Raw genomic sequence first — 25,846 nt, 5'->3', positions numbered from 1 at the left:
GTGTGAGCCGCTCCTGGACGGAGGATCCACATGACAGCGACGGACCCCGCGCTCACCGCCCTCTCCCAGGGCTGGTGCGCCCTCTCCCTGCTGCACGGGAGGATCGAGGCACACATCGAGCGCGCTCTGCAGACCGGGCACGACCTGAGCGTCCGCGAGTACTCCCTGCTCGACGTGCTCAGCCGCCAGCACGACGGCGACGGGGGGCATCTGCAGATGAAGCAGGTCGCCGACGCCGTCGTCCTCAGCCAGAGCGCGACCACCCGGCTGGTCACCCGGCTCGAGGACCGGGGCCTGCTCGAGCGCTACCTGTGCCCCACCGACCGGCGCGGCATCTACACCAACGTCACCGCTGCGGGACTGCAACTGCTGGACGAGGCCCGGCCCACCAATGACGCCGCCCTGCGCGAGGCCCTCGACGAGGCAGCGACGAACCCCGACCTCGCCCCGCTGGTCCGGGCCGTGGAGACCCTGAAGGCACCGGTGCCCGCCTAGGAACTGTCCGATCGAGCCCGGGTCCGGTTCTAGAGTGCCGGCATGGGAGATCTCGAAATACGCCCCACCGCCGCCGAGGACATCCCGGCGGTCGTCGCGATGCTCGCCGACGACCCGCTGGGCGCACAGCGCGAATCACCGGACGACCTGGGCCCGTACCTGGCCGTCTTCGAACGCCTCAGGGTTGATCCGAACCAGCATCTGGTGGTGGCCCTCCGCGACGGTCGCGTCGTAGGCACGCTCCAACTGACGATCGTCCCCGGCCTGTCCCGGCGCGGAGCCACCCGTTCGATCGTCGAAGGGGTACGCATCCACGGTGACGAACGCGGCAGCGGACTGGGCACGCAGCTGATCGAGTGGGCGATCGACGAGTCCCGGCGGCAGGGCTGCCACCTGGTGCAGCTCACCTCCGACAAGACCCGGACCGACGCCCACCGCTTCTACGAGCGACTCGGCTTCGAGGCCTCCCACACGGGCTTCAAACTCCAGCTCTGAGTGCCCGGATCCCGTCACCCGCCGTCAACGGCGCACGGCCCTGTTTCACGTGAAACAGGGCCGCTTCAGCACGGACGGCTGCTAGCCGATCCCCCGCCAACCCTCCGGGTCCACTCCGCCCGGTACGGAAGCACCCTCGTCGTACGGCTGACGCGTGAAGACGAACGAACCGAGGTCCAGATGGCTGACACTGCCGTCCGGACGCCTCACCGCACGCAGCGACTCCCCCGCGTAATACCCCTCCAGGCCCGTCCAGCTGCCGTCACCGTTCACCCGGAAGCGTGAGCGGCGCCCCTGGCCGGACAGCGGCCCCAGCGAGACCCCTCCGTCCGGCGTCAGCCGCAGGGCGAAGGCGTGCGTCCCCCAGTACCACTGCCCCGCCAACTCCAGTACGGAGGAGTCGACCTCTCGCAGTGGACGCCACGGTTCGGGAATCCGGGGCTCCGCCTCGGCGACGATGCGCACGAGGTCGGCGCCGACCCCGGCGAGGAGCGGCCCCGAGGTGCAGTTGGTCAGGACCACCGCGGCCACGTCGTCCTCCACCGCGATGGTGAGGTTGGCCAGAAAGCCCGGCAGGGACCCGGAGTGCCCGACGAGCAGCCGCCCGTCCCGGTGCTGGATCTGCAGCCCCAGTCCGTAGGCCGCGCCGTCCACGACATCCGCGGCCTCGGCCGGGGCGGCGGGCGCCCGCATCTCCCGCACGGTCTCCGCCGCGAGGACCTGGTCGTCCCCCGCCGTCAGAAAGACGGCGAACCGTGCCAGGTCCCCGGTGGTGGACCAGAGCTGGCCGGCCGGGGCCATCCGGCCGAGGTCCTCGACGGGCTCGGAAAGCATCACGTCGGCCCACGGGTGCACCGCCCAGCCACCGGCATGCGGGGCGCTGGGCCGGGTGGCCGTACGCCGCAGCCCCAGCGGGTCCAACACCTCTCGCTGCAACACCTCTTCCCACGGAGCGCCACGCAGCTTCTCGACCAGCGCGCCGAGAAGCGTGTAGCCGGGGTTGGAGTAGTGGTGCCGACGGCCCACCGGGTGCAGGAGCGGCTGCTGGCCCAGCACATCGGCGAGTTCGGGCCGCAGCGAGCCCGGCGTCCGCTCCCACCAGGGCGCGGGTGACTCGGCGGCCAGTCCTCCCGAGTGCGCGAGCAGTTCGGCGATGGTGGCCTCTCCCGCCCCGGTGCCCGGCAGGTGCTTCTCCAGCGGATCCCCGAGGTCGAGCACGCCTTCGTCGCGCAGCCGCAGGACGAGGACGGCGGTGAACGTCTTGGTGATCGAGCCGATCCGGTACTGCACGTTCTCGTCCGGACCGTGCCCGTCGACCGAGGTCCGCGCACCGTGCCACACGGCCCGCCCGCCCCGGACCACCGCCGCGACGAGCGACGGCGTACGCCCCTCCGCCTGGGCCACGGCGATCCGGTGCGTCAGCGCTCGCCGGGTGGTGGGGAGCAGCTCTCCCTGAGGTGTCGTCATGGGCTCAGTCCACCGGCCGGGACACCTCACGTCGAGCCCATTTCCGCTGAGGCCGCAGCGAACCGACGAGGGCGGAGCCGAATCGGACCGTGACCGTCAGGTCTGTGCCATGTCCACGAAGCGCGAGTAGTGGCCCTGGAAGGCGACCGTGATCGTCGCCGTCGGACCGTTACGGTGCTTGGCCACGATCAGGTCCGCCTCGCCCGCGCGCGGTGACTCCTTCTCGTAGGCGTCCTCGCGGTGCAACAGGATGACCATGTCGGCGTCCTGCTCGATCGAACCGGACTCACGCAGGTCGGAGACCATGGGCTTCTTGTCGGTGCGCTGCTCCGGACCACGGTTCAGCTGGGAGAGCGCGATAACCGGGAGCTCCAGCTCCTTCGCCAGCAGCTTCAGGTTTCGGGACATGTCCGAAACCTCCTGCTGTCGGCTTTCGGCGCGCTTCGAACCACCGGACTGCATCAGCTGGAGGTAGTCGATGACGACCAGCTTCAGGTCGTTGCGCTGTTTGAGGCGACGGCACTTGGCGCGGATCTCCATCATCGACAGGTTGGGGGAGTCGTCGATGTAGAGCGGGGCGGCCGACACGTCGGGCATCCGGCGGGCCAGCCGGGTCCAGTCGTCGTCCGTCATCGTGCCCGACCGCATGTGGTGCAGGGCGACGCGGGCCTCGGCGGACAGCAGTCGCATCGCGATCTCGTTCCGCCCCATCTCGAGCGAGAAGATGACGCTCGGCAGGTTGTTCTTGATCGAGGCGGCCCGGGCGAAGTCCAGCGCCAACGTCGACTTGCCCATCGCGGGACGTGCGGCGATCACGACCATCTGCCCGGGGTGAAGGCCGTTGGTCAGCGAATCGAAGTCCGTGAAACCCGTCGGCACCCCGGTCATCTCGCCGCTGCGCGATCCAATGGCCTCGATCTCGTCGAGCGCGCCCTCCATGATGTCGCCCAGCGGAAGGTAGTCCTCGCTGGTGCGCTGCTCGGTGACGGCGTAGATCTCGGCCTGGGCGCGGTTGACGATCTCGTCGACGTCGTCGTCGGCCGCGTACCCCATCTGTGTGATCCGGGTACCGGCCTCCACCAGGCGGCGCAGCACCGCGCGCTCGTGCACGATCTCCGCGTAATACGCGGCGTTCGCGGCCGTCGGCACCGTCTGGACGAGGGTGTGCAGGTACGAGGCGCCGCCGACCTTGTTGATCTCCCCGCGCTTGGTGAGCTCGGCGGCGATCGTGATGGGGTCGGCCGGCTCGCCCTTGGCGTAGACGTCGAGGATGGCCTGGTAGACCGTCTCGTGGGCCGGCTTGTAGAAGTCGTGGCCCTTGAGGATCTCGACGACGTCGGCGATGGCGTCCTTGGACAGGAGCATCCCGCCGAGGACGGACTGCTCGGCGTCCAGGTCCTGCGGCGGCACCCGCTCGAAGGACGCGCCACCGCCGTCCCACCCGCTGTCCGGGCCGCGCTCGTGCTGCTCGTCCCGGCTGCGGCCGCCCTCGCTGCGGCGGCGGGAAGCAGGCAGACGATCACTGGGACCACTGTCGGCCCACGGGTCGTCCAAGGGCTCGGAAATGCTCACCGAGCCACCTCCTCCCGTCCGCCGAGCGGACCTCGCCGTGCCCCTCATTTCTACGGCACGGCACTGACAAATAAGACGCCCAACTCCGGTTCTGGCGCGTCGGTTTTGTGAGGGTTCACCGGCCGACGGACGGAGCGGGCGCCGGATAACCGTAGGCCCGCGGGCACCGTCAGCCAATCTGGTTATCCACAGGCCATGTGGACGACTGGCCAGATGCTGTGGAGAACCCCGCGAAACCTGTGCACGACCCGGTGGACAGCCCTGTGAACAAGCCCGCACCCTGACCCGGCAACCCCCCTTGAGCTGCACCTTTGCCGTCCACCGCCTGTGCAGAAGAAAAACTTTCCCAGTTGGACCAAGATCACTTCGAACCGTACCCGGAAGTACACGGTTCGAGACCAGACGTAAGGGTCATCAAAGCTTTGCATCTCTTACCTGTGGACGATTAGATTGGTGCTCATGACACAGGCCCCCGCGCGTACCCGGTCCGTCCGGCGTCGGCATGACCGAGAGATCGTCGCGCTGGCCGTTCCGGCCTTCGGAGCGCTCGTCGCCGAGCCCCTCTTCGTCATGGCCGACAGTGCCATCGTCGGCCATCTCGGAACCGCTCAGCTCGCCGGACTCGGCATCGCCTCGGCCCTGCTCACCACGGCCGTCAGCGTATTCGTCTTCCTCGCCTACGCCACCACCGCGGCCGTCTCGCGCCGCGTCGGCGCGGGCGACCTGCAAGCAGCGATCCGTCAGGGCATGGACGGCATCTGGCTGGCACTGCTGCTCGGCGCCGCCGTCATCGCCGTCTTTCTGCCCACGGCCCCCTCCCTCGTGGAACTCTTCGGCGCTTCCGACACCGCAGCCCCCTATGCCACCACCTATCTGCGGATTTCCTCCCTCGGCATCCCCGCCATGCTCGTCGTGCTGGCTTCGACCGGTGTCCTGAGGGGACTGCAGAACACCCGGACCCCTCTCTACGTGGCCGTGGCCGGCTTCATCGCCAACGCCGTCCTCAACGTCCTGCTCGTCTACGGCGCCGGACTCGGCATCGCGGGCTCCGCCTGGGGCACCGTCATCGCCCAGTGCGGCATGGCCGCGGTCTACCTGTGGGTGGTCGTCCGCGGAGCCCGACGTCACGGCGCCTCCTTGCGCCCGGACCTGGCCGGCATCAGGGCTTCCGCCCAGGCCGGGATGCCCCTGCTCGTGCGCACGCTCTCCCTGCGGGCGATTCTCATGATCGCGACGGCCGTGGCGGCCCGCCTCGGAGACGCCGACATCGCCGCGCATCAGATCGTCCTGTCCCTGTGGAGCCTGCTCGCGTTCGCCCTCGACGCCATCGCCATCGCGGGGCAGGCCATTATCGGGCGCTATCTGGGCGCGGGCGACGCCCAGGGTGCGCGCGACGCGTGTCGCAGGATGGTGGAGTGGGGCGTCGCGGTCGGGGTCGTACTGGGTCTGCTCGTGGTGCTGTCCCGCCCGGCGTTCCTGCCCCTGTTCACCGGCGACTCCTTGGTCAAGGACGCCGCGCTGCCCGCGCTGGTGATCGTGGCCGTCGCACAGCCGGTCTGCGGCGTGGTCTACGTCCTGGACGGCGTCCTCATGGGTGCGGGCGACGGACCCTACCTGGCCTGGGCCATGCTGCTCACTCTGGCGGTCTTCACTCCCGCGGCGCTTCTCGTCCCGACGCTCGGCGGTGGGCTCACCGCCCTGTGGGCGGCCATGACGCTGATGATGGCGATGCGTCTGGTGACGCTGTGGCTGCGTACCCGATCGGGGCGCTGGATCGTCACCGGGGCGACGCGCTGACCGTTTCACGTGAAACGGTGAACGGTGAAATGGTGAAACGCGACGTTCCACGTGAAACACGGCTACGAGTGCGGTCACGAAGAGGGGCCGCATCTCCGACGGGAGATGCGGCCCCTCTCATCGCTTCAGCGAGAGCAGTGCTCAGGCAGCGACAACCTCGACGCTGACCTTGGCGTCAACCTCGGGGTGCAGACGCACGGACGTCTCGTGGGCGCCCAGGGTCTTGATCGGCGAGCCCAGCTCGATGCGGCGCTTGTCGACCTCGGGGCCACCGGCGGCCTTGATCGCCGAAGCGACGTCGGCCGGGGTGACGGAGCCGAAGAGACGACCGGCGTCGCCGGAGCGGACGGCCAGACGGACCTTCACACCCTCGAGCTGGGCCTTCACCTGGTTGGCCTGCTCGATGGTCTGGATCTCGTGGATCTTGCGAGCCCGACGGATCTGCGCGACGTCCTTCTCGCCACCCTTGGTCCAGCGGATCGCGAACTTCCGCGGGATCAGGTAGTTGCGAGCGTAACCGTCCTTGACGTCGACGACGTCGCCCGCGGCACCGAGGCCGGTGACCTCGTGGGTGAGGATGATCTTCATGTTTCGGTCACCCTTCCCTTATCGCGCGGTGGAGGTGTAGGGCAGCAGCGCCATCTCACGGCTGTTCTTCACAGCCGTGGCGACGTCGCGCTGGTGCTGGGTGCAGTTGCCGGTCACGCGGCGGGCACGGATCTTGCCGCGGTCGGAAATGAACTTCCGCAGCATGTTCGTGTCCTTGTAGTCCACGTACGTGACCTTGTCCTTGCAGAACGCGCAGACCTTCTTCTTCGGCTTGCGCACAGGCGGCTTAGCCATGATGTTTCTCCTGTGTGATCAAGAAGTGTGGGTAGAGCCCGTCCCCTTAGAAGGGGGGCTCGTCCGAGTAGCCGCCGCCCTGCTGGCCGCCGCCGGAGCCACCGCCCCAGCCGCCGCCACCCTGGCCGCCACCGCCCTGCTGGCCACCGGCGGGAGCACCACCGGTCGCCCAGGGGTCGTCGGCCGGAGCGCCGCCGCCCTGCTGGCCGCCGCCGGAGCCGCCGCCCCAGCCGCCGCCACCCTGGCCGCCACCGCCGCCGTAACCGCCCTGGCCTCCGCGGCCCTGGCCGGAGGTCTTGGTGACCTTGGCCGTGGCGCTGCGCAGGCTGGCGCCGACCTCGTCGACGTCCAGCTCGTAGACCGTGCGCTTGACGCCCTCACGGTCCTCGTAGGACCGCTGCTTCAGCCGGCCCTGCACGATGACGCGCATGCCTCGCTGGAGCGACTCGGCGACGTTCTCCGCCGCCTGACGCCAGACCGAGCAGGTCAGGAAGAGGCTTTCGCCGTCCTTCCACTCGTTCGTCTGGCGGTCGAAGGTGCGGGGAGTCGACGCGACGCGGAACTTCGCGACGGCCGCACCGGACGGGGTGAAGCGCAGCTCGGGGTCGTCGACAAGATTGCCGACGACCGTGATGACGGTCTCGCCTGCCATGGGGAACCTCTCGGCGGGTTTGCTGCTCTGGCTGCTTGGTTGCTGCTACTCGAATCCCGGGATCAGCTGAGCGGGAAGGCTCAGTGCATCTCGGGACGGAGGACCTTGGTCCGGAGGACCGACTCGTTCAGGTTCATCTGGCGGTCGAGCTCCTTGACGACCGCAGGCTCGGCCTGCAGGTCGATGACCGAGTAGATGCCCTCGGGCTTCTTCTTGATCTCGTACGAGAGACGACGACGGCCCCAGGTGTCGACCTTCTCGACCTTTCCGCCGCCGTCACGGACGACAGAGAGGAAGTTCTCGATCAGCGGGGAGACAGAGCGCTCCTCGAGATCGGGGTCGAGGATGACCATCACCTCGTAGTGACGCATGTGGAACCCACCTCCTTTGGACTCAGCGGCCACGGTCGTTCCGTGGCAGGAGGGTTGCGATGCGTTCGCACCGGCATCAACGAGTTAACCAGGACCCACTGACAATCGGGTCTCCTCCGAGGAGGTGGCCCGGCCGGGGCCGGCAACAGACACCGGTGCGGAAGGTACAGCGTACCCGGCCCCTGCCTTGCGGTTGAAATCCGGCCCCGAGGGGACACAATCGGTAGTCAGGGATGTGAGGGCTAAAACACACTGCCTTCGGCAGGAGGTTCTCCATGGCACAGATCATGCGACCCGCCAGGCCCCGGACCGGCCTGCTGGCCACCGACGGCAAACGACACCCCCTCCAGGACGCACTGCTGGCCGTGACCGTGGTGCTCGGGGTGCTCGCCCTGGCCACCGCGAGCTTCCGCGGACTGCACGTCCTGACCTCCTGGGCGGGGCTGCTCGGCGTCCTGACCGGCGGGTACGGTCAGTACGTGTCCGAGACGACACGGGAGCGCTTCGGCCTGGTACTCGGACTCGGCGCCTCCGCACTCGGTCTGTTCTTCGGCATCTACCACGGCGGGCTCGTCGGCTGAGCCCCGTCGGCGGCTGCCCGCCGCACAAGCCCTTCCAGCCGTACGCCGGACGGGGCGCTCACAGGGCGCAGTAGGCTTCGCGCGAGAGCCGGAGCCCCTGTACCCATGGGGACACACCAGCCCGAGGAGCGCCCCGAATGAGCCTGACCCTGAGGACCATCAGCCGCGAGCAGCATCTGGCCTACATCCAGAGCCTGCCGGCGGCGAGTCACATGCAGGTCCCGGCATGGGCGGACGTCAAGGCGGAATGGCGCTCGGAGAACCTCGGCTGGTTCGACGACCGGACCGGTGAGCTCGTCGGTGTGGGTCTCGTCCTGTACCGGCAGCTGCCCAAGATCAAGCGCTACCTCGCCTACCTCCCCGAGGGCCCGGTCATCAACTGGTTCGCGCCGAACCTCCAGGACTGGATGGAGCCGATGCTGGCGCACCTCAAGCAGCAGGGCGCCTTCTCCGTGAAGATGGGCCCGCCGGTGATCATCCGGCGCTGGGACGCGACGTCCATCAAGAAGGGCATCCAGGACCCGGACGTCAAGCGACTGCGGGACATAGAGGCCGACCACATCGAGCCGCGCGCCTTCGAGGTGGCCGACAAGCTGCGCCGCATGGGCTGGCAGCAGGGCGAGGACGGCGGCGCCGGCTTCGGTGACGTGCAGCCCCGTTACGTCTTCCAGGTGCCGTTGGCCAACCGCTCCCTGGAAGAGGTCCACAAGAACTTCAACCAGCTGTGGCGCCGCAACATCAAGAAGGCCGAGAAGGCCGGTGTCGAGGTCGTCCAGGGCGGTTACCACGACCTCGAGGAGTGGCAGCGCCTGTACGAGATCACGGCCGTGCGCGACCACTTCCGGCCGCGGCCGCTGTCGTACTTCCAGCGCATGTGGGCGGCCCTCAACAACGAGGACCCCAACCGCATGCGGCTGTACTTCGCCCGGCACAACGGGGTCAACCTGTCGGCGGCGACCATGCTGGTCGTCGGCGGACACGTCTGGTACTCCTACGGCGCCTCCGACAACATCGGTCGCGAGGTCCGGCCGTCGAACGCCATGCAGTGGGCCATGCTCCGCGACTCCTACGCGCTCGGCGCCACCGTCTACGACCTGCGCGGCATCTCCGACTCGCTGGACGAGAGCGACCACCTCTTCGGCCTGATCCAGTTCAAGGTGGGTACGGGCGGTCAGGCGGCCGAGTACCTCGGCGAGTGGGACTTCCCGCTGAACAAGCTGCTCCACAAGGCGCTCGACATCTACATGTCGCGCCGCTGACCGCACCGCCCATCCCCGATCCGCACCTCTGACAGCCACGAGAAAGGTTCCAGGTCCGGCCATGGCGCTCACGCTCTACGTCGACACCGCGCGCTGGCGGGCGCACCACAAGCACGTACAGGAGCAGTTCCCCGGACTGGTCCCGGTCTGCAAGGGCAACGGCTACGGATTCGGTCACGAGCGGCTGGCGGAGGAGGCCACGCGGCTGGGCTCGGACGTGCTGGCTGTCGGCACCACCTACGAGGCCGCCCGGATCAAGGACTTCTTCGGCGGCGACCTGCTGGTCCTCACGCCGTACCGCCGCGGTGAGGAGCCCGTTCCGCTGCCCGACCGGGTCGTGCGCTCGGTGTCGTCCATCGACGGCGTGTACGGCCTGGTGGGCGCGCGCGTGGTCATCGAGGTGATGTCCTCGATGAAGCGGCACGGCATCAGCGAGCAGGACCTGCCACAGCTGCACGCCGCCATAGAGAACGTCCGGCTGGAGGGCTTCGCCATCCACCTGCCGCTGGACCGTACCGACGGCTCGGACGCCGTCGAGGAGGTCATCGGCTGGATGGACCGGCTGCGCGCGGCCCGGCTGCCACTGCACACCATGTTCGTCAGCCATCTCAAGGCCGACGAACTGGCCCGGCTCCAGCAGCAGTTCCCGCAGACCCGCTTCCGCGCCCGGATCGGCACCCGGCTGTGGCTGGGGGACCACGAGGCCACCGAGTACCGCGGGGCGGTCCTGGACGTCACGCGCGTCGCCAAGGGCGAGCGTTTCGGCTACCGGCAGCAGAAGGCCGCCTCGGACGGCTTCCTGGTGGTCGTGGCGGGCGGCACGTCGCACGGGGTGGGGCTGGAGGCCCCGAAGGCGTTGCACGGCGTCATGCCGCGCGCCAAGGGTGTCGCCCGGGCCGGCCTTGCCACGGTCAACCGGAACCTCTCGCCGTTCGTCTGGAGCGGCAAGCAGCGTTGGTTCGCGGAGCCGCCGCACATGCAGGTGTCGATCCTTTTCGTTCCCTCGGACGCGTCGGAGCCCCAGGTGGGTGACGAGCTGGTGGCCCATCTTCGGCACACCACCACGCAGTTCGACCGCATCCTCGATCGCTAGCGAGCCGGCTCCGCCGGCGAGAGGGCCGTACACGACGTCTTCGTGATCCTCGTGTACGGCCCTTCACACGCTCGCTCAGAGCGAACCGTTCGGCTGTCGGCCCTTGCCCCAGTGCACCTGGGGCCCCTCGAAGTGAGCCGTGGGCCGCTCGGTCCGAGCCGCGGGGCCCAAAACGAAGACGTCCTCCGCGCCGTCCAGCACGCCGCCCGACGGGTCGTCGTCACCCGTCCGCCGGACAGGGTCCCGGTCCGGCATCAGGATGTCGCGCACGACCATGGCACAGAGGAACAGCGTTCCCAACAGGTGCAGGCCGATGGCCCAGTGGTAGCCGTCCGTCGGCAATCCCTTGTGGGCGTCGCCGCTGGTCGTGTACGCGAGGTACATCCAGATGCCGAGGAAGTAGGCGACCTCGCACGCCTGCCAGATCAGGAAGTCCCGCCACTTCGGCCGGGCCAGCGCGGCCAGCGGCACCAGCCAGAGCACGTACTGCGGTGAGTAGACCTTGTTGGTGAGGATGAACGCCGCGACGATCAGGAAGGCGAGCTGGGCGAACCGCGGGCGCCGGGGGGCGGTCAGCGTGAGCGCCGCGACGGCGCCGCAGCACAGCAGCATCAGAAGCGTGGCGAGGGTGTTGACGGTCTCGGTGCTGGGCGGGTTGTCGGAGTTCTGGACGAGGATCAGCCAGAAGGACCCGAAGTCCACGCCCCGTTCCTGGCTGAACGTGTAGAACTTCGACCAGCCGTCGAAGGCGTAGAGCATCACCGGCAGGTTCACCACGAGCCAGGCGACGGCCGCACCCCCCAGCGCCGTTCCGAACGCCCGCCATTTCCCCGCACGCCAGCACAGGACGAGCAGGGGCCCGAGGATGAGGAAGGGGTAGAGCTTGGCGGCCGTGGCCAGGCCCAGCAGCACGCCGAAGGCCAGCGGACGCTCCCGGGACCACATGAGGACGGCGGCGGCTGTGAGGGCGACGGCCAGCAGGTCCCAGTTGACGGTGGCGGTCAGCGCGAAAGCGGGGGCCAGGGCAACCAGCAGACCGTCCCAGGGGCGCCGGGTGTGCGTGCGGGTCACACAGACGGCGATCACGGCCGCACAGACCATGAGCATCCCGGCGTTGACCATCCAGTACCACTGTTCCTGGTGCTGGATGGAGCCGCCGCCCGGCGTGAGCCAGGACGCGACCTCCATGAACAGGCCGGTCAGCACGGGGTACTCCAGGTACTCCATGTCGCCGGGGAGCTTGTCGAAGTACGGCACGAGCCCGTCGACGAATCCACGTCCCTGATAGAGGTGCGGGATGTCCGAGTAGCACGCGTGCGTGTATTGGGAACTGGCTCCGAAGAACCAGGCCCCGTTGTAGCAGGGTGCTTTCTGCACCAGTCCTAGGGCGAACATGCCGATCGCCACGAGCGCGATCACCCGTACGGGGGTCCACCAGGACGTGCCGAGCAGGGCACGTCGTCCCAGCGGGCCGCCGATCAGCTCGCTGCCGGCTGCGGCGACCGTGTCCTGCGTGGTCGGCGGCACCGGGTCCGGCTCGTGCACGCTCGCTGGCGTCGATTCTGCACTGGGCATGGGGCACATCCTGCCGTACGCGCCTGGGAACACGGCGGGGCCGCCGCACCCTCGTGGGTGCGGCGGCCCCTGTTTCACGTGAAACTTGCGGGTGTTTCACGTGAAACACCCATTCTCAGCGACTTCCGGGACCAGCTAGCCGTTTGGCCCCAAGATGGAGTTTCCACGGCTGTTTCCGTTGTTGTCGCCGTCGCCCTCCGTCTCGCTGGTTGATGGTGAAGGCGATTCGCTGCCCTCGGAGCCGCCTGGGCCGGTGCCCGCGTTTCCGTTGCCGGCGCTACTCCCGTCGTCGCAGTTCCAGTCCCAGACGCTGCACGTCTCAGTCGCGGAAGGCGAGGGGCTGGTCCCCGTGTCGCTGGGCGACGGGCTCGGCGACGGACTGACTTCCTCGGTCTCGGAAGCGGACGGAGACGGGGAGGGAGTCGGAGTCGGCGACGGCGTGTCGTTGATGACCTCGCCGATGGACTCCGGCTTCGGGAACTTCTCCACCTTCATGCCCTTGACCGCGTCCGACATGTAGTCCTGCCAGATCGTGGACGGGAAGGAGGCACCGTGGATCTTCTTCTCGCCACCCGTTCCGTACATCTCCAGGAACGTGCGGTCCTTGATGGTCTCGTCGTCCGGATAGCGGTACATGCTGATCGCGGTCGACAGCTGCGGGGTGTAGCCGACGAACCAGGCGGACTTGTTGCCGTCGGTGGTACCGGTCTTGCCCGCCACCTCACGACCGGGAAGCCTGGCGTTCGTACCCGTTCCCTTCTCGACGACGGTCTTCAGGACGTCCGTCACGTTGTCCGCGACCTTCGCCGTGAACGCCTGCTTCTCCTCCACCTTGTGCGTGTAGAGCGTGCCGTCCTTGTTCGTCACCTTCGTGACGGAGTAAGGCTCGCGCTGCTTGCCGCTGTCGGCGAAGGTGGCGTACGCGCCCGCCATGCGGATGGCGCTGGGGTCCGACACACCGATGGAGAAGGACGGGTAGCCGGCGCCGGCCAGGCTGTCCTCCAGGAGTCCCGCGTCTTCGGCGGACTCCTTCACCTTGTCCAGACCGACGTCCATGCCGAGCTGCACGAAGGCGGAGTTCACCGACTCCCGCATCGCCTCACGAAGGTCGATCTTGTAGTCCGGCGGGCTACCGACGTCGTCCTGACCGTCGTTCTCCTGACGCCACTGCTCGCCCTTCTCGTTCTCCCAGATCGACCCGTCATATTTATTGATCTTCAGGTCGTTCTTGCCGCTGTAGAGGCTCTTGGGGGAGACGACGGTGCGCTCGTCCTGGGCCTGGACCGGACCGAGGTCCGGGTCGCGCACACCCCACTTCATCGCCGCCGCGAGCACGAACGGCTTGAACGTCGAACCGACCTGGGCACCGGTCACGTCGGCGTTGTTGGTGAAGTGCTTCGTGGCGTCCTGACCACCGTAGATGGCCTTGATGGCCCCGGTCCTGGTATCGATGGACGCCCCGCCGAACTGGACGTGCGTGTCCTTCTCGGGCCGCTTCTTGGGGTCGATCTCCTCCTTGTAGACCTTCTGGACCGCCTTCTCCATCTCGTTGACCTTCTTCTTGTCGAAGGTCGTGTAGACCGAGTAGCCGCCCTTCTCCAGCTGCTGCTCCGTCACCGCACCGCTCCTGACCACGGAGGCCTTGGCGAGCCTGACGAGGTAGCCGATCTGGCCGCCCAGCTTCGCGTTCGACTGCGGGTTCTGCGTGGTGGGGAGTTCGGTGTACTTGGCCCGCTCCGCCTGACTCAGATGCCCGTACTCCACCATCTTGTCGAGGGTGTCCTGCATCTGGGACTGGGCCCGCTTCTTGTTGGCGTCCGGTGTGGCCGCCGGGTCGATCGCGATCGAGCCCGCCGGGTCGTAGTAGGTGGCGCCCTTGAGCACCGCTGACAGGAAGGCGCACTGTCCCGGGTTGAGGTCGACGGCGTCGACGTTGAAGTACGCCCGTGCGGCCGCCTGGATGCCGTAGGCACCGCGGCCGTAGTAGGCGGAGTTCAGGTAGCCCTCGAGGATCTTGTCCTTCGGCTCCTCGGCGCCGACCTTGATCGAGACGAAGATCTCCTTGACCTTGCGGGAGATCGTCTGCGACTGGTCGTTCAGCATCGCGTTCTTGACGTACTGCTGGGTGATGGTGGAGCCACCCTGGGTGTCCCCGCCCTTGGCCATGTTGAACACGGCGCGGGCGATGCCCTTGGGGTCGATGCCGCTGTCGGAGTAGAACGTCTTGTTCTCCTGCGAGATGACGGCGTAGCGCATCTCCTTGGGAATCTGCGAGAGATTGACGCTCTGGCGGTTGCGGTCACCGCCCGTGGCCACCATCTGGGTGTTGTCGGCCCAGTAGTAGACGTTGTTCTGGGCGGTGGCACTCTCGTCGATGACGGGGACGCTCACCATGGCGTACGCGAGGCCGGCGGCACCGATCAGGCAGCCGAAGAACGCGATGCACAGCCCGGAGACGAGCCTCCAGGAGGGCACCCAGCGCTGCCACCCGTCCCTGTCGTGGCGCGGGTAGTCGATCATTCGCTTCTTGCCGGGCGCCGCGGCACGACCTCGCCCGGGGCCTGCCGGGCCGCCGGGTGTCCCTCGCCGGCCGCCGCGGCCCGGCTCGGCCGCTCTGCGACGGCCGCCCCCGTTCCGCTGTGCCGCGCGCCGGGCTTCGGCGCGGCTCCCGTACTCACGCTCCTCGTTCTCCGGACCGTACGAGCCGGACGGAGACCCTGTGGCGCCTCGCGGTGCCGCACGGCGGCCGGAGGACGAGCCGGACTGACCGCGTCGGGCCGCGGCACGTCCGCCTCCCTGCGGCTGCGGCGGTTTGCGACGGTGCTCGCTCATCGAACGACTACTCCTCGGGCAGGCGCACCTTTGCGCGCCTGGTAAAGGCGGCTGGTTTCCGGTCCCCCCGAAGTACGGATGCGGCCCCTTCCGCATTCACCCGTACTGCACCGGGGACAGGGACGCCCCCAGACGTCACTCGGTTCCCGGTGGTTTGCATGGCGCACACACTACGCACCGTCAAAACCCCCGCGGCCCGAAGTTCACCTCAAATCAGGCAACTTGCTCGCGATGAAACCCTGATGTGATCCCGTTCACCAGTTCCCCCCTTGTCGCACGCAGAAGCTCGTTCTATCGTGCTGATGTATCGACTCGATACATCAGCACGGCATAAGGGCGAGAGGAGGCGACGATGAGCCGGAGATCCGGCATCCTCGAGTTCGCCGTACTCGGCCTGCTCCGCGAGTCCCCGATGCACGGCTATGAGCTGCGTAAACGGCTCAACACGTCACTGGGTGTGTTCCGGGCGTTCAGCTACGGAACGCTCTATCCCTGCCTCAAGACGCTGGTCGCCAACGGCTGGTTGATCGAGGAACCGGGGAACGTCGGCGAGGCCGCCGCTTCCCTCACGGGACGCCGCGCCAAGATCGTCTACCGGTTGACGGCCGACGGTAAGGAACATTTCGAGCAGCTCCTCTCCCAGACGGGCCCGGACGCGTACGACGACGAGACCTTCGCCGCCCGCTTCGCGTTCTTCGGGCAGACGTCGCGAGACGTACGCATGCGCGTGCTCGAGGGCCGGCGCAGCCGGCTGGAGGAGCGCCTGGAGAAGATGGGGGCCTCGCTGGCCCGCACCCGGGAGCGACTCGACGACTACACGCTTGAGCTGCAGCGCCACGGAATGGAGTCCGTGGAGCGCGAGGTGCGCTGGCTGAACGAGCTCATCGAGAGCGAGCGGGCGGGGCGGGACCTCAGAGGTTCCGCCACCGAGGGGACCGCTCAACAGGACACGACATCTGGAGCGACGGGCGGCCTGCCCCGGCCGGGGGACGACCCCCGGCCGGATACGCCCGGCGACACCGCCACGTGAGCGCCCAGTCAGGGCCTCACTCGTACACACAGGGAGCAACCGGAATGGGTTCGGTTCGCGTAGCCATCGTCGGTGTGGGCAACTGCGCCGCATCGCTGGTGCAGGGCGTCGAGTACTACAAGGACGCCGACCCGGCGGCCAAGGTCCCCGGCCTGATGCACGTCCAGTTCGGCGACTACCACGTCAGTGACATCGAGTTCGTCGCCGCATTCGACGTGGATGCCAAGAAGGTCGGCCTGGATCTCGCGGACGCCATCGGCGCCTCCGAGAACAACACCATCAAGATCTGCGACGTGCCGAACAGCGGCGTCCAGGTCCAGCGCGGCCACACGCACGACGGTCTCGGCAAGTACTACCGCGAGACCATCGAGGAGTCCGCCGAGGCGCCGGTCGACATCGTCCAGGTCCTCAAGGACAAGCAGGTCGACGTTCTGGTCTGCTACCTGCCCGTCGGTTCCGAGCACGCGGCGAAGTACTACGCCCAGTGCGCCATCGACGCCAAGGTCGCCTTCGTCAACGCTCTCCCGGTCTTCATCGCCGGCACCAAGGAGTGGGCGGACAAGTTCACCGAGGCGGGCGTCCCGATCGTCGGCGACGACATCAAGTCTCAGGTCGGCGCCACCATCACGCACCGCGTCATGGCGAAGCTGTTCGAGGACCGGGGCGTCGTCCTGGACCGCACGATGCAGCTGAACGTCGGCGGCAACATGGACTTCAAGAACATGCTCGAGCGCGAGCGCCTGGAGTCCAAGAAGATCTCCAAGACGCAGGCCGTCACCTCCCAGATCCCCGACCGCGACCTGGGTGCGGACAACGTCCACATCGGCCCGTCCGACTACGTCGCCTGGCTGGACGACCGCAAGTGGGCCTACGTCCGCCTCGAGGGCCGCGCCTTCGGTGACGTCCCGCTGAACCTGGAGTACAAGCTCGAGGTCTGGGACTCCCCGAACTCGGCCGGTGTCATCATCGACGCCCTGCGCGCCGCGAAGATCGCCAAGGACCGCGGCATCGGCGGCCCGATCCTGTCGGCGTCGAGCTACTTCATGAAGTCCCCGCCGGTCCAGTACTTCGACGACGAGGCCCGCGCCAACGTCGAGAAGTTCATCGCGGGCGAGGTCGAGCGCTGATCAGCCGCTGACCCCGGTCTGCCGAGGGTCCCCGGGTCGCATGACCCGGGGACCCTTCCCATATGTGAGGCTGTGCCCCATGGCCGTCGTCCGTGACCTGCGCGTCCTGCTGCGCCTGAAGGGGTTTCGGCGCCTGCTCGCCGTTCGCCTGCTCTCCCAGGGCGCTGACGGCGTCTACCAGGTCGCGCTCGCCACCTACGTCGTGTTCTCCCCGGAGAAGCAGACCTCGCCCGCCGCGATCGCCTCCGCGATGGCGGTCCTGCTGCTCCCCTACTCCCTGGTGGGCCCGTTCGCCGGTGTCCTGCTGGATCGCTGGCGCCGCCGCCAGGTCTTCCTGTACGGCAACCTGCTGCGCGCCGCGCTGGCCTCGGTGACGGCCGTTCTGATGATCGCCTCCGTCCCCGACTGGCTCTTCTACGTCTCCGCCCTCTGCGTCACGGCCGTCAACCGTTTCGTACTCGCGGGCCTGTCCGCCGCACTGCCCCGGGTGGTCGACGCCGAGCGACTGGTGATCGCCAACGCGCTCTCCCCGACGGCCGGCACCCTGGCCGCCACGGCGGGCGGTGGCCTCGCCTTCGTCGTACGCCTCGTGGTCTCGGACTCCGACGCCGCCGTGGTGCTGCTCGGTGCCGGCCTCTATCTGTGCGGAGCCCTGGCGTCGCTGCGGATCGCCGTGGAACTGCTGGGCCCCGATCCGGCACTCGTGCCGCCCAGGCTGACCTCGGCGCTCAACGGCACCGCCCGCGACCTGGCCGCGGGCGTACGCCACCTCGCCGCCCCCGCCCGCCGCGAAGCGGCCTGGGCCCTCGCGGGCATGACGCTGATGCGGTTCTGCTACGGCGCCCTGCTGGTCATGCTGCTGATGCTGTGCCGGTACTCCCTGACCTCGGACACGGACGAGGGGCTCGCCCTGCTGGGGCTGGCGCTGGGGGTCTCGGGGGCGGGCTTCTTCGCGGCGGCGGTGGTCACCCCCTGGGCGGCGGGACGGCTGGGGCCCGGCCGTTGGATGGCAGTGTGCGCGGCAGTCGCCACCGTGCTGGTGCCGGCGCTGGGCCTGCCGTTCGCAACGGCGCCCCTGCTCGCCGCCGCGTTCGTGCTGGGCCTGACGACACAAGGGGCGAAGATCGCGACCGACACGGTCGTGCAGTCCTCGGTCGACGACACCTTCCGGGGCCGGATCTTCTCCGTCTACGACGTGCTGTTCAACGTGGCCTTCGTCGGCGCGGCCGGGGTTGCCGCGCTCATGCTGCCGCCGGACGGCCGGTCGGTGCCGCTGGTCGTGACGGTCGCCGCCATCTACGGAGTGGTTGCGGCAGCTATGGCCCGGTTTGAGAGTCGGCAAGTGTCACATCAGTGACACAGAGCCCCACCGGACTACAGAGTTGTCAGTGGGACCCGGTAGCTTACGTGCGTCTTATCTCGCGGGCATGTCCGCGACACGCACCTATTTCAGGGGGACCCCCAGTGACCACCCAGCCGCCGCCCCAGGGCAACCCGTTCGCGCAGAACCAGCCGCAGGCTCCGCAGCAGCCTCAGGGTCAGAACCCCTACGCCCAGGGGCAGCCCGGCTTCCCGCAGCAGGCCGGACAGCCCGGACAGCCTGGTCAGCCCGGTTTTCCGCAGCAGGGCGCACCGTACGCTCCGGTGCCGCCGCAGCCGGCCCGCCGCAAGCCGAGCTTCAAGACGATCAAGAACATCGTCATCGCGGTGGTCATCGTGGGTGTCGCGGTCGGCGGTTACATCGCCAGCCGGGACGACGCCGACCAGGCCGGCGTGGGTGACTGCCTGAAGTCCGCGTCGTCGTCCTCGGACCGCATGGAGGTCGTGGACTGCTCCTCCTCGGAGGCCGAGGGCAAGGTGCTGTCGAAGGTGAAGGGGCACTTCACGTCGCTCACCGCCGAGACGGAGTGCCGGAAGGTCGACGGAGCCACCGGCTTCTACGCCGAGACCGGCGACGGTGAAGAGTTCCTGCTCTGCCTCGGCGAGGCCTGAGGGAAGAGAGTTCTCTCCTCTTCTGCTTCACAGCCATGTTTCACGTGAAACATGGCTCAGCGGGCGGCACGTTTCACGTGAAACGTGCCGCCCGTTCTCATGCGTTGTCCGGGTGCTGAGCCCACCACTCCTTCAGTGCCGCCACCGCCGCGGGGTACGCCATCGGCCCGTTCTCCAGGCGAAGCTCCAGCAGGTGCTTGTACGCCTGCCCGACGGCCGGCCCGGGCCCGATGCCGAGGATCTCCATGATCTGGTTGCCGTCCAGGTCCGGGCGGATCGCGTCGAGCTCCTCCTGCTCCTGAAGCTGCGCGATCCGTTCCTCCAGACCGTCGTACGCACGGGAGAGGGCTGACGCCTTGCGCTTGTTGCGCGTCGTGCAGTCCGACCGCGTCAGCTTGTGGAGTCGGTCGAGCAGCGGCCCGGCGTCCCGGACGTAGCGGCGGACCGCGGAGTCCGTCCACTCGCCCGTGCCGTAGCCGTGGAAACGCAGATGCAGCTCGACCAGGCGCGAGACGTCCTTCACCAGCTCGTTGGAGTACTTGAGCGCCAGCATGCGCTTCTTCGTCATCTTCGCCCCGACCACTTCGTGGTGGTGGAACGAGACTCTGCCGTCCTCCTCGAAGCGACGGGTGCGCGGCTTGCCGATGTCATGCAGCAGGGCGGCCAGACGAAGGGGCAGGTCGGGTCCCTCGCTCTCCAGCGCCATCGCCTGCTCCAGGACGATGAGAGTGTGGTCGTAGACGTCCTTGTGCCGGTGGTGCTCGTCACGCTCCAACCGCAGGGCCGGCAGCTCGGGCAGGACCCGCTCGGCGAGGCCCGTCTCCACCAGCAGACTCAGTCCCTTGCGCGGGTGAGGGGAGAGGATGAGCTTGTTCAGCTCGTCCCGGACCCGCTCGGCGGAGACGATGTCGATGCGTCCGGCCATGTCGTGCATGGCCTTGACCACCTCCGGCGCCACCTCGAAGTCGAGCTGCGCGGCGAAGCGCGCGGCCCGCATCATCCTCAGCGGGTCGTCCGAGAAGGAGTCCTCGGGAGTACCCGGAGTGCGCAGCACCCGGGCCGCGAGGTCGTCAAGTCCCCCGTGCGGGTCGATGAACACCTTCTCCGGAAGCGCGACGGCCATCGCGTTCACCGTGAAGTCCCGCCGGACGAGGTCCTCCTCGATGGAGTCGCCGTAGGACACCTCGGGCTTGCGCGAGGTGCGGTCGTACGCCTCTGAGCGGTAGGTGGTCACTTCGATCTGCCAGCCGTCCTTCTGCCCCCCGACCGTGCCGAAGGCGATCCCGACCTCCCAGACCGCGTCCGCCCAGGGACGCATGATCTTCAGTACGTCCTGAGGACGGGCGTCGGTGGTGAAGTCCAGATCGTTGCCGAGCCGCCCGAGCAAGGCGTCCCGGACCGAGCCGCCGACCAGGGCGAGTGAGAACCCGGCCTCCTGAAATCGGCGGGCGAGATCGTCGGCGACAGGGGCGATCCGCAGCGGCTCACCCGTCGCGCGGTGCTGCTCCTGGCTCAGGACACTGGGGCTGACTTCGTTGGCGTTCGGCACAACAAAACAGGGTACGTGGCCTCGGCGGAGACGGGCGCCCCATAAAGCGCGCACCGAATCCCCCGCTTTCGTACCGCTCCCTTTATAGGCGCACATAGAGGGAAGCCCGGCCTGGCAGCGGATCTTGTGACGTAGTCCGCGGCACTTCCCCTCCGCGCACCTCGTTACCATGCGTGGACGCACATTCCGACGACCACTGATCACGACGAGGGACGGGCGAGCGCGTGGCCGAGGCGGCAGACTTCCAGGGGACCAGTGCCTCACCTGCCCGCCGGTGGCTCCGGCGCACCACGGCGCTGCTCGCCGGGGCGCCGCTGCTGGCCGGTCTGGTCCAGCTGCCCGCCGCCGGCTCGGCGCACGCCGACGAGGCGGCCGCCGCCCTGGCCGACTCCGACTCGGGCTCGGTGGCCGTGGCCGTCGACTCCCTCACCCCCTCCGCGCCCACGGACGGGGACACGGTGACCGTGGCGGGCACCGTGACCAACCACGGCAAGCGGACCGTCACCGACGCCCATGTGGGCCTGCGTGTGGGCCCACCGCTCGACACCCGCTCGTCCGTCGACGCGATCGCCAAGGACAGCGACGATCTCCAGGGCTCCATCTCCCCGGAGATCGACAACGAGTACACCGAGAAGTTCTCCAAGCTCACTCCCGGCGTGGCAGAGCACTTCAACATCTCGGTGCCGGTCGACGAGCTGAACCTCGGCAGCGACGGCGTCTACGAATTCGCGGTCTCGCTGTCCGGGGAGACCTCCGCACAGCCGTGGGAGCAGATCCTCGGCATCCAGCGGACCTTCCTGCCCTGGCAGCCCGACGAGGCCGACACCAAGACCAGGACCACGGCGCTGTGGCCACTCGTCTCGACGACGCACATGGCCGCCGAAACGGGACCGAACGAGGAGCAGACCCCGGTCTTCCTCAACGACGACCTGGCGAAGGAGATCTCTCCCGGCGGCCGCCTGAACCAGATGGTGACGCTGGGCAAGGACCTCGACGTCACCTGGGTGGTCGATCCGGACCTGCTGGCCTCCGTCGACGCGATGACGGGCAGCTACCGCGTCCGGGACGGGGACCAGACCACCGCCGGCACCCACCAGACGGTCGCCAAGCAGTGGCTCGCCGACCTGCAGGACGCGGTGGCCGACGAGGAGGTCGTCGCCCTCCCCTTCGCCGACCCCGACCTGGCGTCCCTCGCCCACAACGGCACGGACGTCACCGGCTCGCTGAGTCAGCTCAAGGACGCGACGGACGTCGTCGCCAACACCGTCGAGCCGATCCTCCATGTGAAGCCGAGCACCGAGTTCGCCTGGCCCGTGGAAGGCGCCGTCGACCGGTCCATCGTCAAGGTCGCCACCTCCGCGGGCGCCGACAAGGTGATCGCGCGCAGCGACAGCCTCCAGGAGACCGACGCCCTGCCGTACACACCGTCCGCCGCCCGCCCCATCGGCGGGGGCACCACGGCCGTGGTGGCGGACGCCCGGATGTCCACGGCGTTCGAGGGCGACCTGACGACGGCGTCCGCGTCCACGCTCGCCGTGCAGCGCTTCCTCGCCCAGAGCCTGGGTCTGGGCCTCCAGACCGACAAGCAGCGCAGCGTGGTCATCGCCCCGCAGCGCACGCCCTCCGGAAGTCAGGCGCGGGCGATGGCCGAAGGCCTGCGGGCTCTCCAGAGCGGCACGTGGTCCCAGTCCCAGAAGCTGGCGGCGGCCGCCGCGGCCAAACCGGATCCGGACGCCGCCACCAAGGTTCCGGGCACCTCCTCCTACCCGTCGGCACTGCGCAAGAAGGAGCTGCCCCGGTCGGCGTTCGTGGAGAACGCGCAGACGCAGGACGCGCTGGACAGCTTCAAGGTCGTGCTCTCGGACCCGTCCCGGGTGGTGACCCCCTTCGGACGCGCCCTGAACCGGGAGCTGTCCGTGTCGTGGCGCGGTCGGCCCGCCGAGGCGCAGTCGTTCCGCGCCGGAGTGAAGAGGTACCTCGACGGTCTGTCCGGCCGGGTCAGACTGATCGACAAGTCGGAGACGAAGCTCTCCGGCCGCAGCGCCACCATCCCGGTAACGGTGCAGAACAACCTGGTGCAGGACGTCGGCCCCCTGGTCCTGCGGCTCACCTCGACGAACCCGACCCGCCTCGAGATCGACGGCGCCCGCTACGAGGAGCAGCCGATCTCGGTCTCCGGCGGCCACAGCCAGTCGGTGAAGTTCACCACGTCGGCCAACGCCAACGGCCGGGCGACGGTGATCGCCCAGCTGTACACGGCGGACGGACGGCCGTACGGCAAGCCGGTCACCTTCGACGTGAAGGTCACCGAGATCACGGCCACGGTGATGCTCGTCATCGGAGGCGGCGTCCTGCTGCTCGTCCTCGCCGGCTTCCGGATGTACACGCAGCGCAAGCGCGCCGCGGCCCGCGCCGCCGAGAAGGCGCAGTCGGACGAGGCCGGCGAGGAGGTCGAGGAGGGTGATTCCGGAGAGTCGGAGGCTTCGGAGAACGCCGACGACGATCCGGAGCAGCCGAGTGACCCGACACCGGACACCGCAGCGGAAAGCGACGACCCGTCCGGCACGGGTGAGAGAGTGGACCGTTGAGGATGTCGTGGCCGGTCGGCCCGGGACGATGAGGTGGGGTAACCATGAACGCGCCGTACGACGGTGACCGCGGTCAGGCCGCGGACGGCTCGGGTCACCCCCAGGGCCCGCCGCCGGACCCCCGCCAGACGCCGCCGCAGCCGCCCGCGGACATGTACCTCCAGGACGCCTACGACCAGGATCCCTACCGGGCTCAGGACCTCTCCGCCCAGGACCCGGTCTCCGAGGCGCTCTACGACCGCGCGGCGCACCCTCCTCCGCCCCCGGGCACGTACCCGCCGCAGCAGCCGCTGTACTCCCAGCCCGCCCAGTCGCCCTACGCTCCCGACCCCCGTATGTGGGCCCAGACACCGGCCCCCGAACCGGAGGGACCGACGCAGTACCTGCCGTACGGCGACGATCCTCGGACCACCCAGTTCGTGGGCGTCGACGACCTGGTCGGCCAGGCCGGCGACCAGCGTCAGGAGCCGGACGCCTTCGCGCACCTGTTCCGCGACCAGCAGCAGGGCGGCGGCCACCCCTCGTACGACGACCCGGCTGCCGTACCGGCCCCCGCACCGGCACCGGGGCCGTACGGCGGGGCCGCCGGGCCGGGCCAGTACGGCGCGCCACAGCCTCCGGGCCAGTACGGCGGGCACCAGGGCCCCGATCCGTACGGGAACGCTCAGACACACGGTCAGTACGGCGGCCCCGCTCAGTACGGCGGTCCCGCTCCGACACCCGGGCAGCACGCGGCGCCCGCCCCCGGCCAGTACGCGGTGGCCCCCACCCCCGAGGCGGCCGAGGCTCCCCTCCAGGAGCCCGAGCCCGCACCGGCCGCCGCGCCCAAGAAGGGCGGGCGCGCGGGAGGCCTGCTGAAGTCGAGCGCCGTGATGGCGGCCGGCACGATGGTGTCGCGACTGACCGGGTTCGTCCGGTCGGCGCTGATCGTCTCGGCGCTGGGCGTCGGTCTGCTCGGCGACACGTTCCAGGTCGCCTACCAGCTGCCCACGATGATCTACATCCTCACCGTCGGCGGCGGCCTCAACTCGGTCTTCGTTCCACAGCTCGTACGCGCCATGAAGGACGACGACGACGGAGGCGAGGCCTACGCCAACCGCCTCCTGACCCTCGTCATGGTCGCGCTGGGCACGCTGACAGTGATCACGGTCTTCGCCGCGCCCCTGCTGATCCGGCTCCTGTCCAACCCCGTCGCCAGTGACCCGGCCGCCAACGAGGTCGGTGTCACCTTCGTCCGCTACTTCCTGCCGTCCATCTTCTTCATGGGTCTGCACGTGGTGATGGGGCAGGTCCTCAACGCCCGCGGCAGGTTCGGCGCGATGATGTGGACCCCGGTCCTGAACAACATCGTCATCATCGTGACCCTCGGCCTGTTCATCTGGGTCTACGGCACCGCGGAAACCTCGGGCATGAAGGTGACGAGCATCCCGCCGGAGGGCGAGCGTCTGCTCGGCATCGGGGTGCTGCTGGGACTCATCGTGCAGTCCCTGGCCATGATCCCCTACCTGCGGGAGACGGGTTTCCGGCTCCGGCTGCGCTTCGACTGGAGGGGGCACGGGCTGGGCAAGGCCATCACCCTCGCCAAGTGGACGGTCCTGTTCGTCCTCGCCAACCAGGCGGGCGCCATGATCGTCATCCAGCTCTCCACCGCTGCGGGCAAGGCCTCGCCCGTCGACGGCACCGGCTTCGCGGCCTACGCCAACGCACAACTGATCTGGGGACTGCCGCAGGCCATCATCACCGTCTCGCTGATGGCCGCCCTGCTGCCCCGCATTTCCCGCTCGGCGTCCGAGGAGGACGGGGGAGCGGTCCGGGACGACATCTCCCAGGGCCTGCGCACGACAGCGGTGGCCATCGTTCCCGTCTCCTTCGGTTTCGTCGCGCTCGGCATCCCGATGTGCACGCTCATGTTCGGCTCCTCGGGCACCAGCGAAGCCACCAACATGGGCTACATGCTGATGGCCTTCGGCCTCGGTCTCATCCCGTACTCCGTGCAGTACGTCGTCCTGCGCGCCTTCTACGCCTACGAGGACACCAGGACGCCGTTCTACAACACCGTCATCGTCGCCGTGGTCAACGCCGCCGCCTCGGGCCTGTGTTACCTCCTGCTGCCCTCGCGCTGGGCCGTCGTCGGCATGGCCGCTTCCTACGGCCTGGCCTACGTGATCGGCGTGGGCGTCGCCTGGCGCAGGCTGCGCAAGCGGCTCGGCGGGGACCTGGACGGCGCACGGGTGCTGCGCACGTACGCCCGGCTGTGCATCGCGTCCGTCCCGGCCGCCCTGGTCGGTGGCGCCGCCTGCTACGCGATCAGCCGCTCGCTCGGCCAGGACGTCGTGGGATCGTTCGCCGCGCTGCTGGCCGGCGGAGTGCTCCTGTTCGGTGTCTTCTTCGTCGCCGCCCGCCGCATGCGCATCGAGGAGGTCAACTCTCTGGTCGGCATGGTGCGCGGACGCCTGGGACGCTGAGACCCGGGGTAGGCGCACAACCATCGTCCGCCGCTGTGTGTCGTGCTTAGCGGCGGACTGTGG

21 protein-coding genes are annotated in these 25,846 nt (G+C 68.8%); 12 read left to right on the top strand and 9 right to left on the bottom strand.

All coding sequences use genetic code 11. From position 1 onward, the window contains the following. The first annotated feature begins 30 nt into the window (after positions 1 to 30). Together C4J65_RS16645 and C4J65_RS16640 are read left to right on the top strand one after the other, a co-directional pair. Entirely contained in the window at positions 31 to 495 is a 465-nt protein-coding gene (locus C4J65_RS16645; RefSeq protein ID WP_115743115.1) for a MarR family transcriptional regulator, read from the top strand. Between the two features lie 42 nt (positions 496 to 537). Next, positions 538 to 990 carry a GNAT family N-acetyltransferase gene (locus tag C4J65_RS16640; protein ID WP_115743114.1) on the top strand — a complete coding sequence of 151 codons (453 nt, stop codon included), beginning with the start codon at positions 538 to 540 and terminating at the stop codon, positions 988 to 990. Between the two features lie 81 nt (positions 991 to 1,071). On the opposite strand, the gene C4J65_RS16635 is transcribed toward C4J65_RS16640, so the two are convergent. After that, positions 1,072 to 2,457 carry a serine hydrolase domain-containing protein gene (locus C4J65_RS16635; RefSeq protein ID WP_115743113.1) on the bottom strand — a complete coding sequence of 462 codons (1,386 nt, stop codon included), beginning with the start codon at positions 2,455 to 2,457 and terminating at the stop codon, positions 1,072 to 1,074. 96 nt (positions 2,458 to 2,553) lie between these two features. Then, positions 2,554 to 4,029, bottom strand: coding sequence for a replicative DNA helicase (dnaB, locus tag C4J65_RS16630; RefSeq protein WP_115743112.1), 1,476 nt, complete (start codon positions 4,027 to 4,029; stop codon positions 2,554 to 2,556). Between the two features lie 459 nt (positions 4,030 to 4,488). Here dnaB and C4J65_RS16625 point away from each other — a divergent pair, with 459 nt between their 5' ends. Then, a complete protein-coding gene (locus C4J65_RS16625; protein ID WP_115746488.1) occupies positions 4,489 to 5,826 on the top strand; it encodes an MATE family efflux transporter in 1,338 nt (445 codons plus the stop codon). A gap of 141 nt (positions 5,827 to 5,967) precedes the next feature. Here C4J65_RS16625 and rplI read toward each other — a convergent pair whose 3' ends face one another. From rplI to rpsF, 4 genes are all read right to left on the bottom strand, one after another. Continuing rightward, positions 5,968 to 6,414: a 50S ribosomal protein L9 gene (gene rplI, locus C4J65_RS16620; RefSeq protein ID WP_115743111.1), complete on the bottom strand. Its 447-nt coding sequence runs from the start codon at positions 6,412 to 6,414 to the stop codon at positions 5,968 to 5,970. 18 nt (positions 6,415 to 6,432) lie between these two features. Then, positions 6,433 to 6,669, bottom strand: coding sequence for a 30S ribosomal protein S18 (rpsR, locus tag C4J65_RS16615; protein WP_003949403.1), 237 nt, complete (start codon positions 6,667 to 6,669; stop codon positions 6,433 to 6,435). A 46-nt stretch (positions 6,670 to 6,715) separates the two neighbouring features. Continuing rightward, on the bottom strand, positions 6,716 to 7,321 hold the full coding sequence (locus C4J65_RS16610; protein WP_115743110.1) for a single-stranded DNA-binding protein: 606 nt from the start codon (positions 7,319 to 7,321) through the stop codon (positions 6,716 to 6,718). Between the two features lie 80 nt (positions 7,322 to 7,401). After that, on the bottom strand, positions 7,402 to 7,692 hold the full coding sequence (gene rpsF / locus C4J65_RS16605; protein ID WP_003975025.1) for a 30S ribosomal protein S6: 291 nt from the start codon (positions 7,690 to 7,692) through the stop codon (positions 7,402 to 7,404). Positions 7,693 to 7,967: 275 nt separating this feature from the next. Between rpsF and C4J65_RS16600 the strand changes: the two genes are divergently transcribed. The 3 genes from C4J65_RS16600 (at position 7,968) to C4J65_RS16590 (ending at position 10,625) form a co-directional block, all read left to right on the top strand. Next, complete coding sequence (locus C4J65_RS16600) at positions 7,968 to 8,273, top strand: hypothetical protein (protein WP_115743109.1); 306 nt, start codon at positions 7,968 to 7,970, stop codon at positions 8,271 to 8,273. 137 nt (positions 8,274 to 8,410) lie between these two features. Beyond that, on the top strand, positions 8,411 to 9,532 hold the full coding sequence (gene femX / locus C4J65_RS16595; RefSeq protein ID WP_003975027.1) for a peptidoglycan bridge formation glycyltransferase FemX: 1,122 nt from the start codon (positions 8,411 to 8,413) through the stop codon (positions 9,530 to 9,532). A 61-nt stretch (positions 9,533 to 9,593) separates the two neighbouring features. Beyond that, on the top strand, positions 9,594 to 10,625 hold the full coding sequence (locus tag C4J65_RS16590) for an alanine racemase (RefSeq protein WP_003975028.1): 1,032 nt from the start codon (positions 9,594 to 9,596) through the stop codon (positions 10,623 to 10,625). Positions 10,626 to 10,700: 75 nt separating this feature from the next. On the opposite strand, the gene C4J65_RS16585 is transcribed toward C4J65_RS16590, so the two are convergent. Continuing rightward, positions 10,701 to 12,209: a glycosyltransferase 87 family protein gene (locus tag C4J65_RS16585; RefSeq protein WP_115746487.1), complete on the bottom strand. Its 1,509-nt coding sequence runs from the start codon at positions 12,207 to 12,209 to the stop codon at positions 10,701 to 10,703. Positions 12,210 to 12,335: 126 nt separating this feature from the next. Beyond that, a complete protein-coding gene (locus tag C4J65_RS16580; protein ID WP_115743108.1) occupies positions 12,336 to 14,720 on the bottom strand; it encodes a transglycosylase domain-containing protein in 2,385 nt (794 codons plus the stop codon). Positions 14,721 to 15,384: 664 nt separating this feature from the next. On the opposite strand from C4J65_RS16580, the gene C4J65_RS16575 reads away from it, so the two are divergent. From C4J65_RS16575 to C4J65_RS16560, 4 genes are all read left to right on the top strand, one after another. Next, a complete protein-coding gene (locus C4J65_RS16575) occupies positions 15,385 to 16,062 on the top strand; it encodes a PadR family transcriptional regulator (RefSeq protein ID WP_115743107.1) in 678 nt (225 codons plus the stop codon). A gap of 44 nt (positions 16,063 to 16,106) precedes the next feature. After that, the gene (locus C4J65_RS16570; protein ID WP_115743106.1) at positions 16,107 to 17,189 is read left to right on the top strand and encodes an inositol-3-phosphate synthase; all 1,083 of its coding nucleotides are present in this window, start codon (positions 16,107 to 16,109) and stop codon (positions 17,187 to 17,189) included. Positions 17,190 to 17,268: 79 nt separating this feature from the next. After that, complete coding sequence (locus C4J65_RS16565) at positions 17,269 to 18,546, top strand: MFS transporter (RefSeq protein ID WP_115743105.1); 1,278 nt, start codon at positions 17,269 to 17,271, stop codon at positions 18,544 to 18,546. 107 nt (positions 18,547 to 18,653) lie between these two features. Beyond that, entirely contained in the window at positions 18,654 to 19,181 is a 528-nt protein-coding gene (locus C4J65_RS16560) for a hypothetical protein (protein ID WP_240330442.1), read from the top strand. A 97-nt stretch (positions 19,182 to 19,278) separates the two neighbouring features. Here C4J65_RS16560 and C4J65_RS16555 read toward each other — a convergent pair whose 3' ends face one another. Then, entirely contained in the window at positions 19,279 to 20,730 is a 1,452-nt protein-coding gene (locus C4J65_RS16555) for a CCA tRNA nucleotidyltransferase (RefSeq protein WP_115743104.1), read from the bottom strand. A gap of 224 nt (positions 20,731 to 20,954) precedes the next feature. Between C4J65_RS16555 and C4J65_RS16550 the strand changes: the two genes are divergently transcribed. Both C4J65_RS16550 and murJ read left to right on the top strand, forming a co-directional pair. After that, a complete protein-coding gene (locus tag C4J65_RS16550) occupies positions 20,955 to 23,318 on the top strand; it encodes a DUF6049 family protein (RefSeq protein WP_115743103.1) in 2,364 nt (787 codons plus the stop codon). Between the two features lie 44 nt (positions 23,319 to 23,362). After that, positions 23,363 to 25,783: a murein biosynthesis integral membrane protein MurJ gene (murJ, locus tag C4J65_RS16545; RefSeq protein WP_115743102.1), complete on the top strand. Its 2,421-nt coding sequence runs from the start codon at positions 23,363 to 23,365 to the stop codon at positions 25,781 to 25,783. Positions 25,784 to 25,846 lie beyond the last annotated feature (63 nt).

The organism is Streptomyces sp. CB09001 (assembly GCF_003369795.1).
Lineage (GTDB): Bacteria > Actinomycetota > Actinomycetes > Streptomycetales > Streptomycetaceae > Streptomyces.
This window is presented reverse-complemented; position numbering and strand designations above follow the sequence as displayed.

Bases quoted from the DNA above. Each gene is read 5' to 3' on its own strand.
- C4J65_RS16645 (WP_115743115.1), top strand. From the start codon at position 31: ATGACAGCGACGGACCCCGCGCTCACCGCCCTCTCCCAGGGCTGGTGC.
- C4J65_RS16640 (WP_115743114.1), top strand. From the start codon at position 538: ATGGGAGATCTCGAAATACGCCCCACCGCCGCCGAGGACATCCCGGCG.
- C4J65_RS16635 (WP_115743113.1), bottom strand. From the start codon at position 2,457: ATGACGACACCTCAGGGAGAGCTGCTCCCCACCACCCGGCGAGCGCTG.
- C4J65_RS16625 (WP_115746488.1), top strand. From the start codon at position 4,489: ATGACACAGGCCCCCGCGCGTACCCGGTCCGTCCGGCGTCGGCATGAC.
- rplI (WP_115743111.1), bottom strand. From the start codon at position 6,414: ATGAAGATCATCCTCACCCACGAGGTCACCGGCCTCGGTGCCGCGGGC.
- rpsR (WP_003949403.1), bottom strand. From the start codon at position 6,669: ATGGCTAAGCCGCCTGTGCGCAAGCCGAAGAAGAAGGTCTGCGCGTTC.
- C4J65_RS16610 (WP_115743110.1), bottom strand. From the start codon at position 7,321: ATGGCAGGCGAGACCGTCATCACGGTCGTCGGCAATCTTGTCGACGAC.
- rpsF (WP_003975025.1), bottom strand. From the start codon at position 7,692: ATGCGTCACTACGAGGTGATGGTCATCCTCGACCCCGATCTCGAGGAG.
- C4J65_RS16600 (WP_115743109.1), top strand. From the start codon at position 7,968: ATGGCACAGATCATGCGACCCGCCAGGCCCCGGACCGGCCTGCTGGCC.
- femX (WP_003975027.1), top strand. From the start codon at position 8,411: ATGAGCCTGACCCTGAGGACCATCAGCCGCGAGCAGCATCTGGCCTAC.
- C4J65_RS16590 (WP_003975028.1), top strand. From the start codon at position 9,594: ATGGCGCTCACGCTCTACGTCGACACCGCGCGCTGGCGGGCGCACCAC.
- C4J65_RS16585 (WP_115746487.1), bottom strand. From the start codon at position 12,209: ATGTGCCCCATGCCCAGTGCAGAATCGACGCCAGCGAGCGTGCACGAG.
- C4J65_RS16580 (WP_115743108.1), bottom strand. From the start codon at position 14,720: ATGATCGACTACCCGCGCCACGACAGGGACGGGTGGCAGCGCTGGGTG.
- C4J65_RS16575 (WP_115743107.1), top strand. From the start codon at position 15,385: ATGAGCCGGAGATCCGGCATCCTCGAGTTCGCCGTACTCGGCCTGCTC.
- C4J65_RS16570 (WP_115743106.1), top strand. From the start codon at position 16,107: ATGGGTTCGGTTCGCGTAGCCATCGTCGGTGTGGGCAACTGCGCCGCA.
- C4J65_RS16565 (WP_115743105.1), top strand. From the start codon at position 17,269: ATGGCCGTCGTCCGTGACCTGCGCGTCCTGCTGCGCCTGAAGGGGTTT.
- murJ (WP_115743102.1), top strand. From the start codon at position 23,363: ATGAACGCGCCGTACGACGGTGACCGCGGTCAGGCCGCGGACGGCTCG.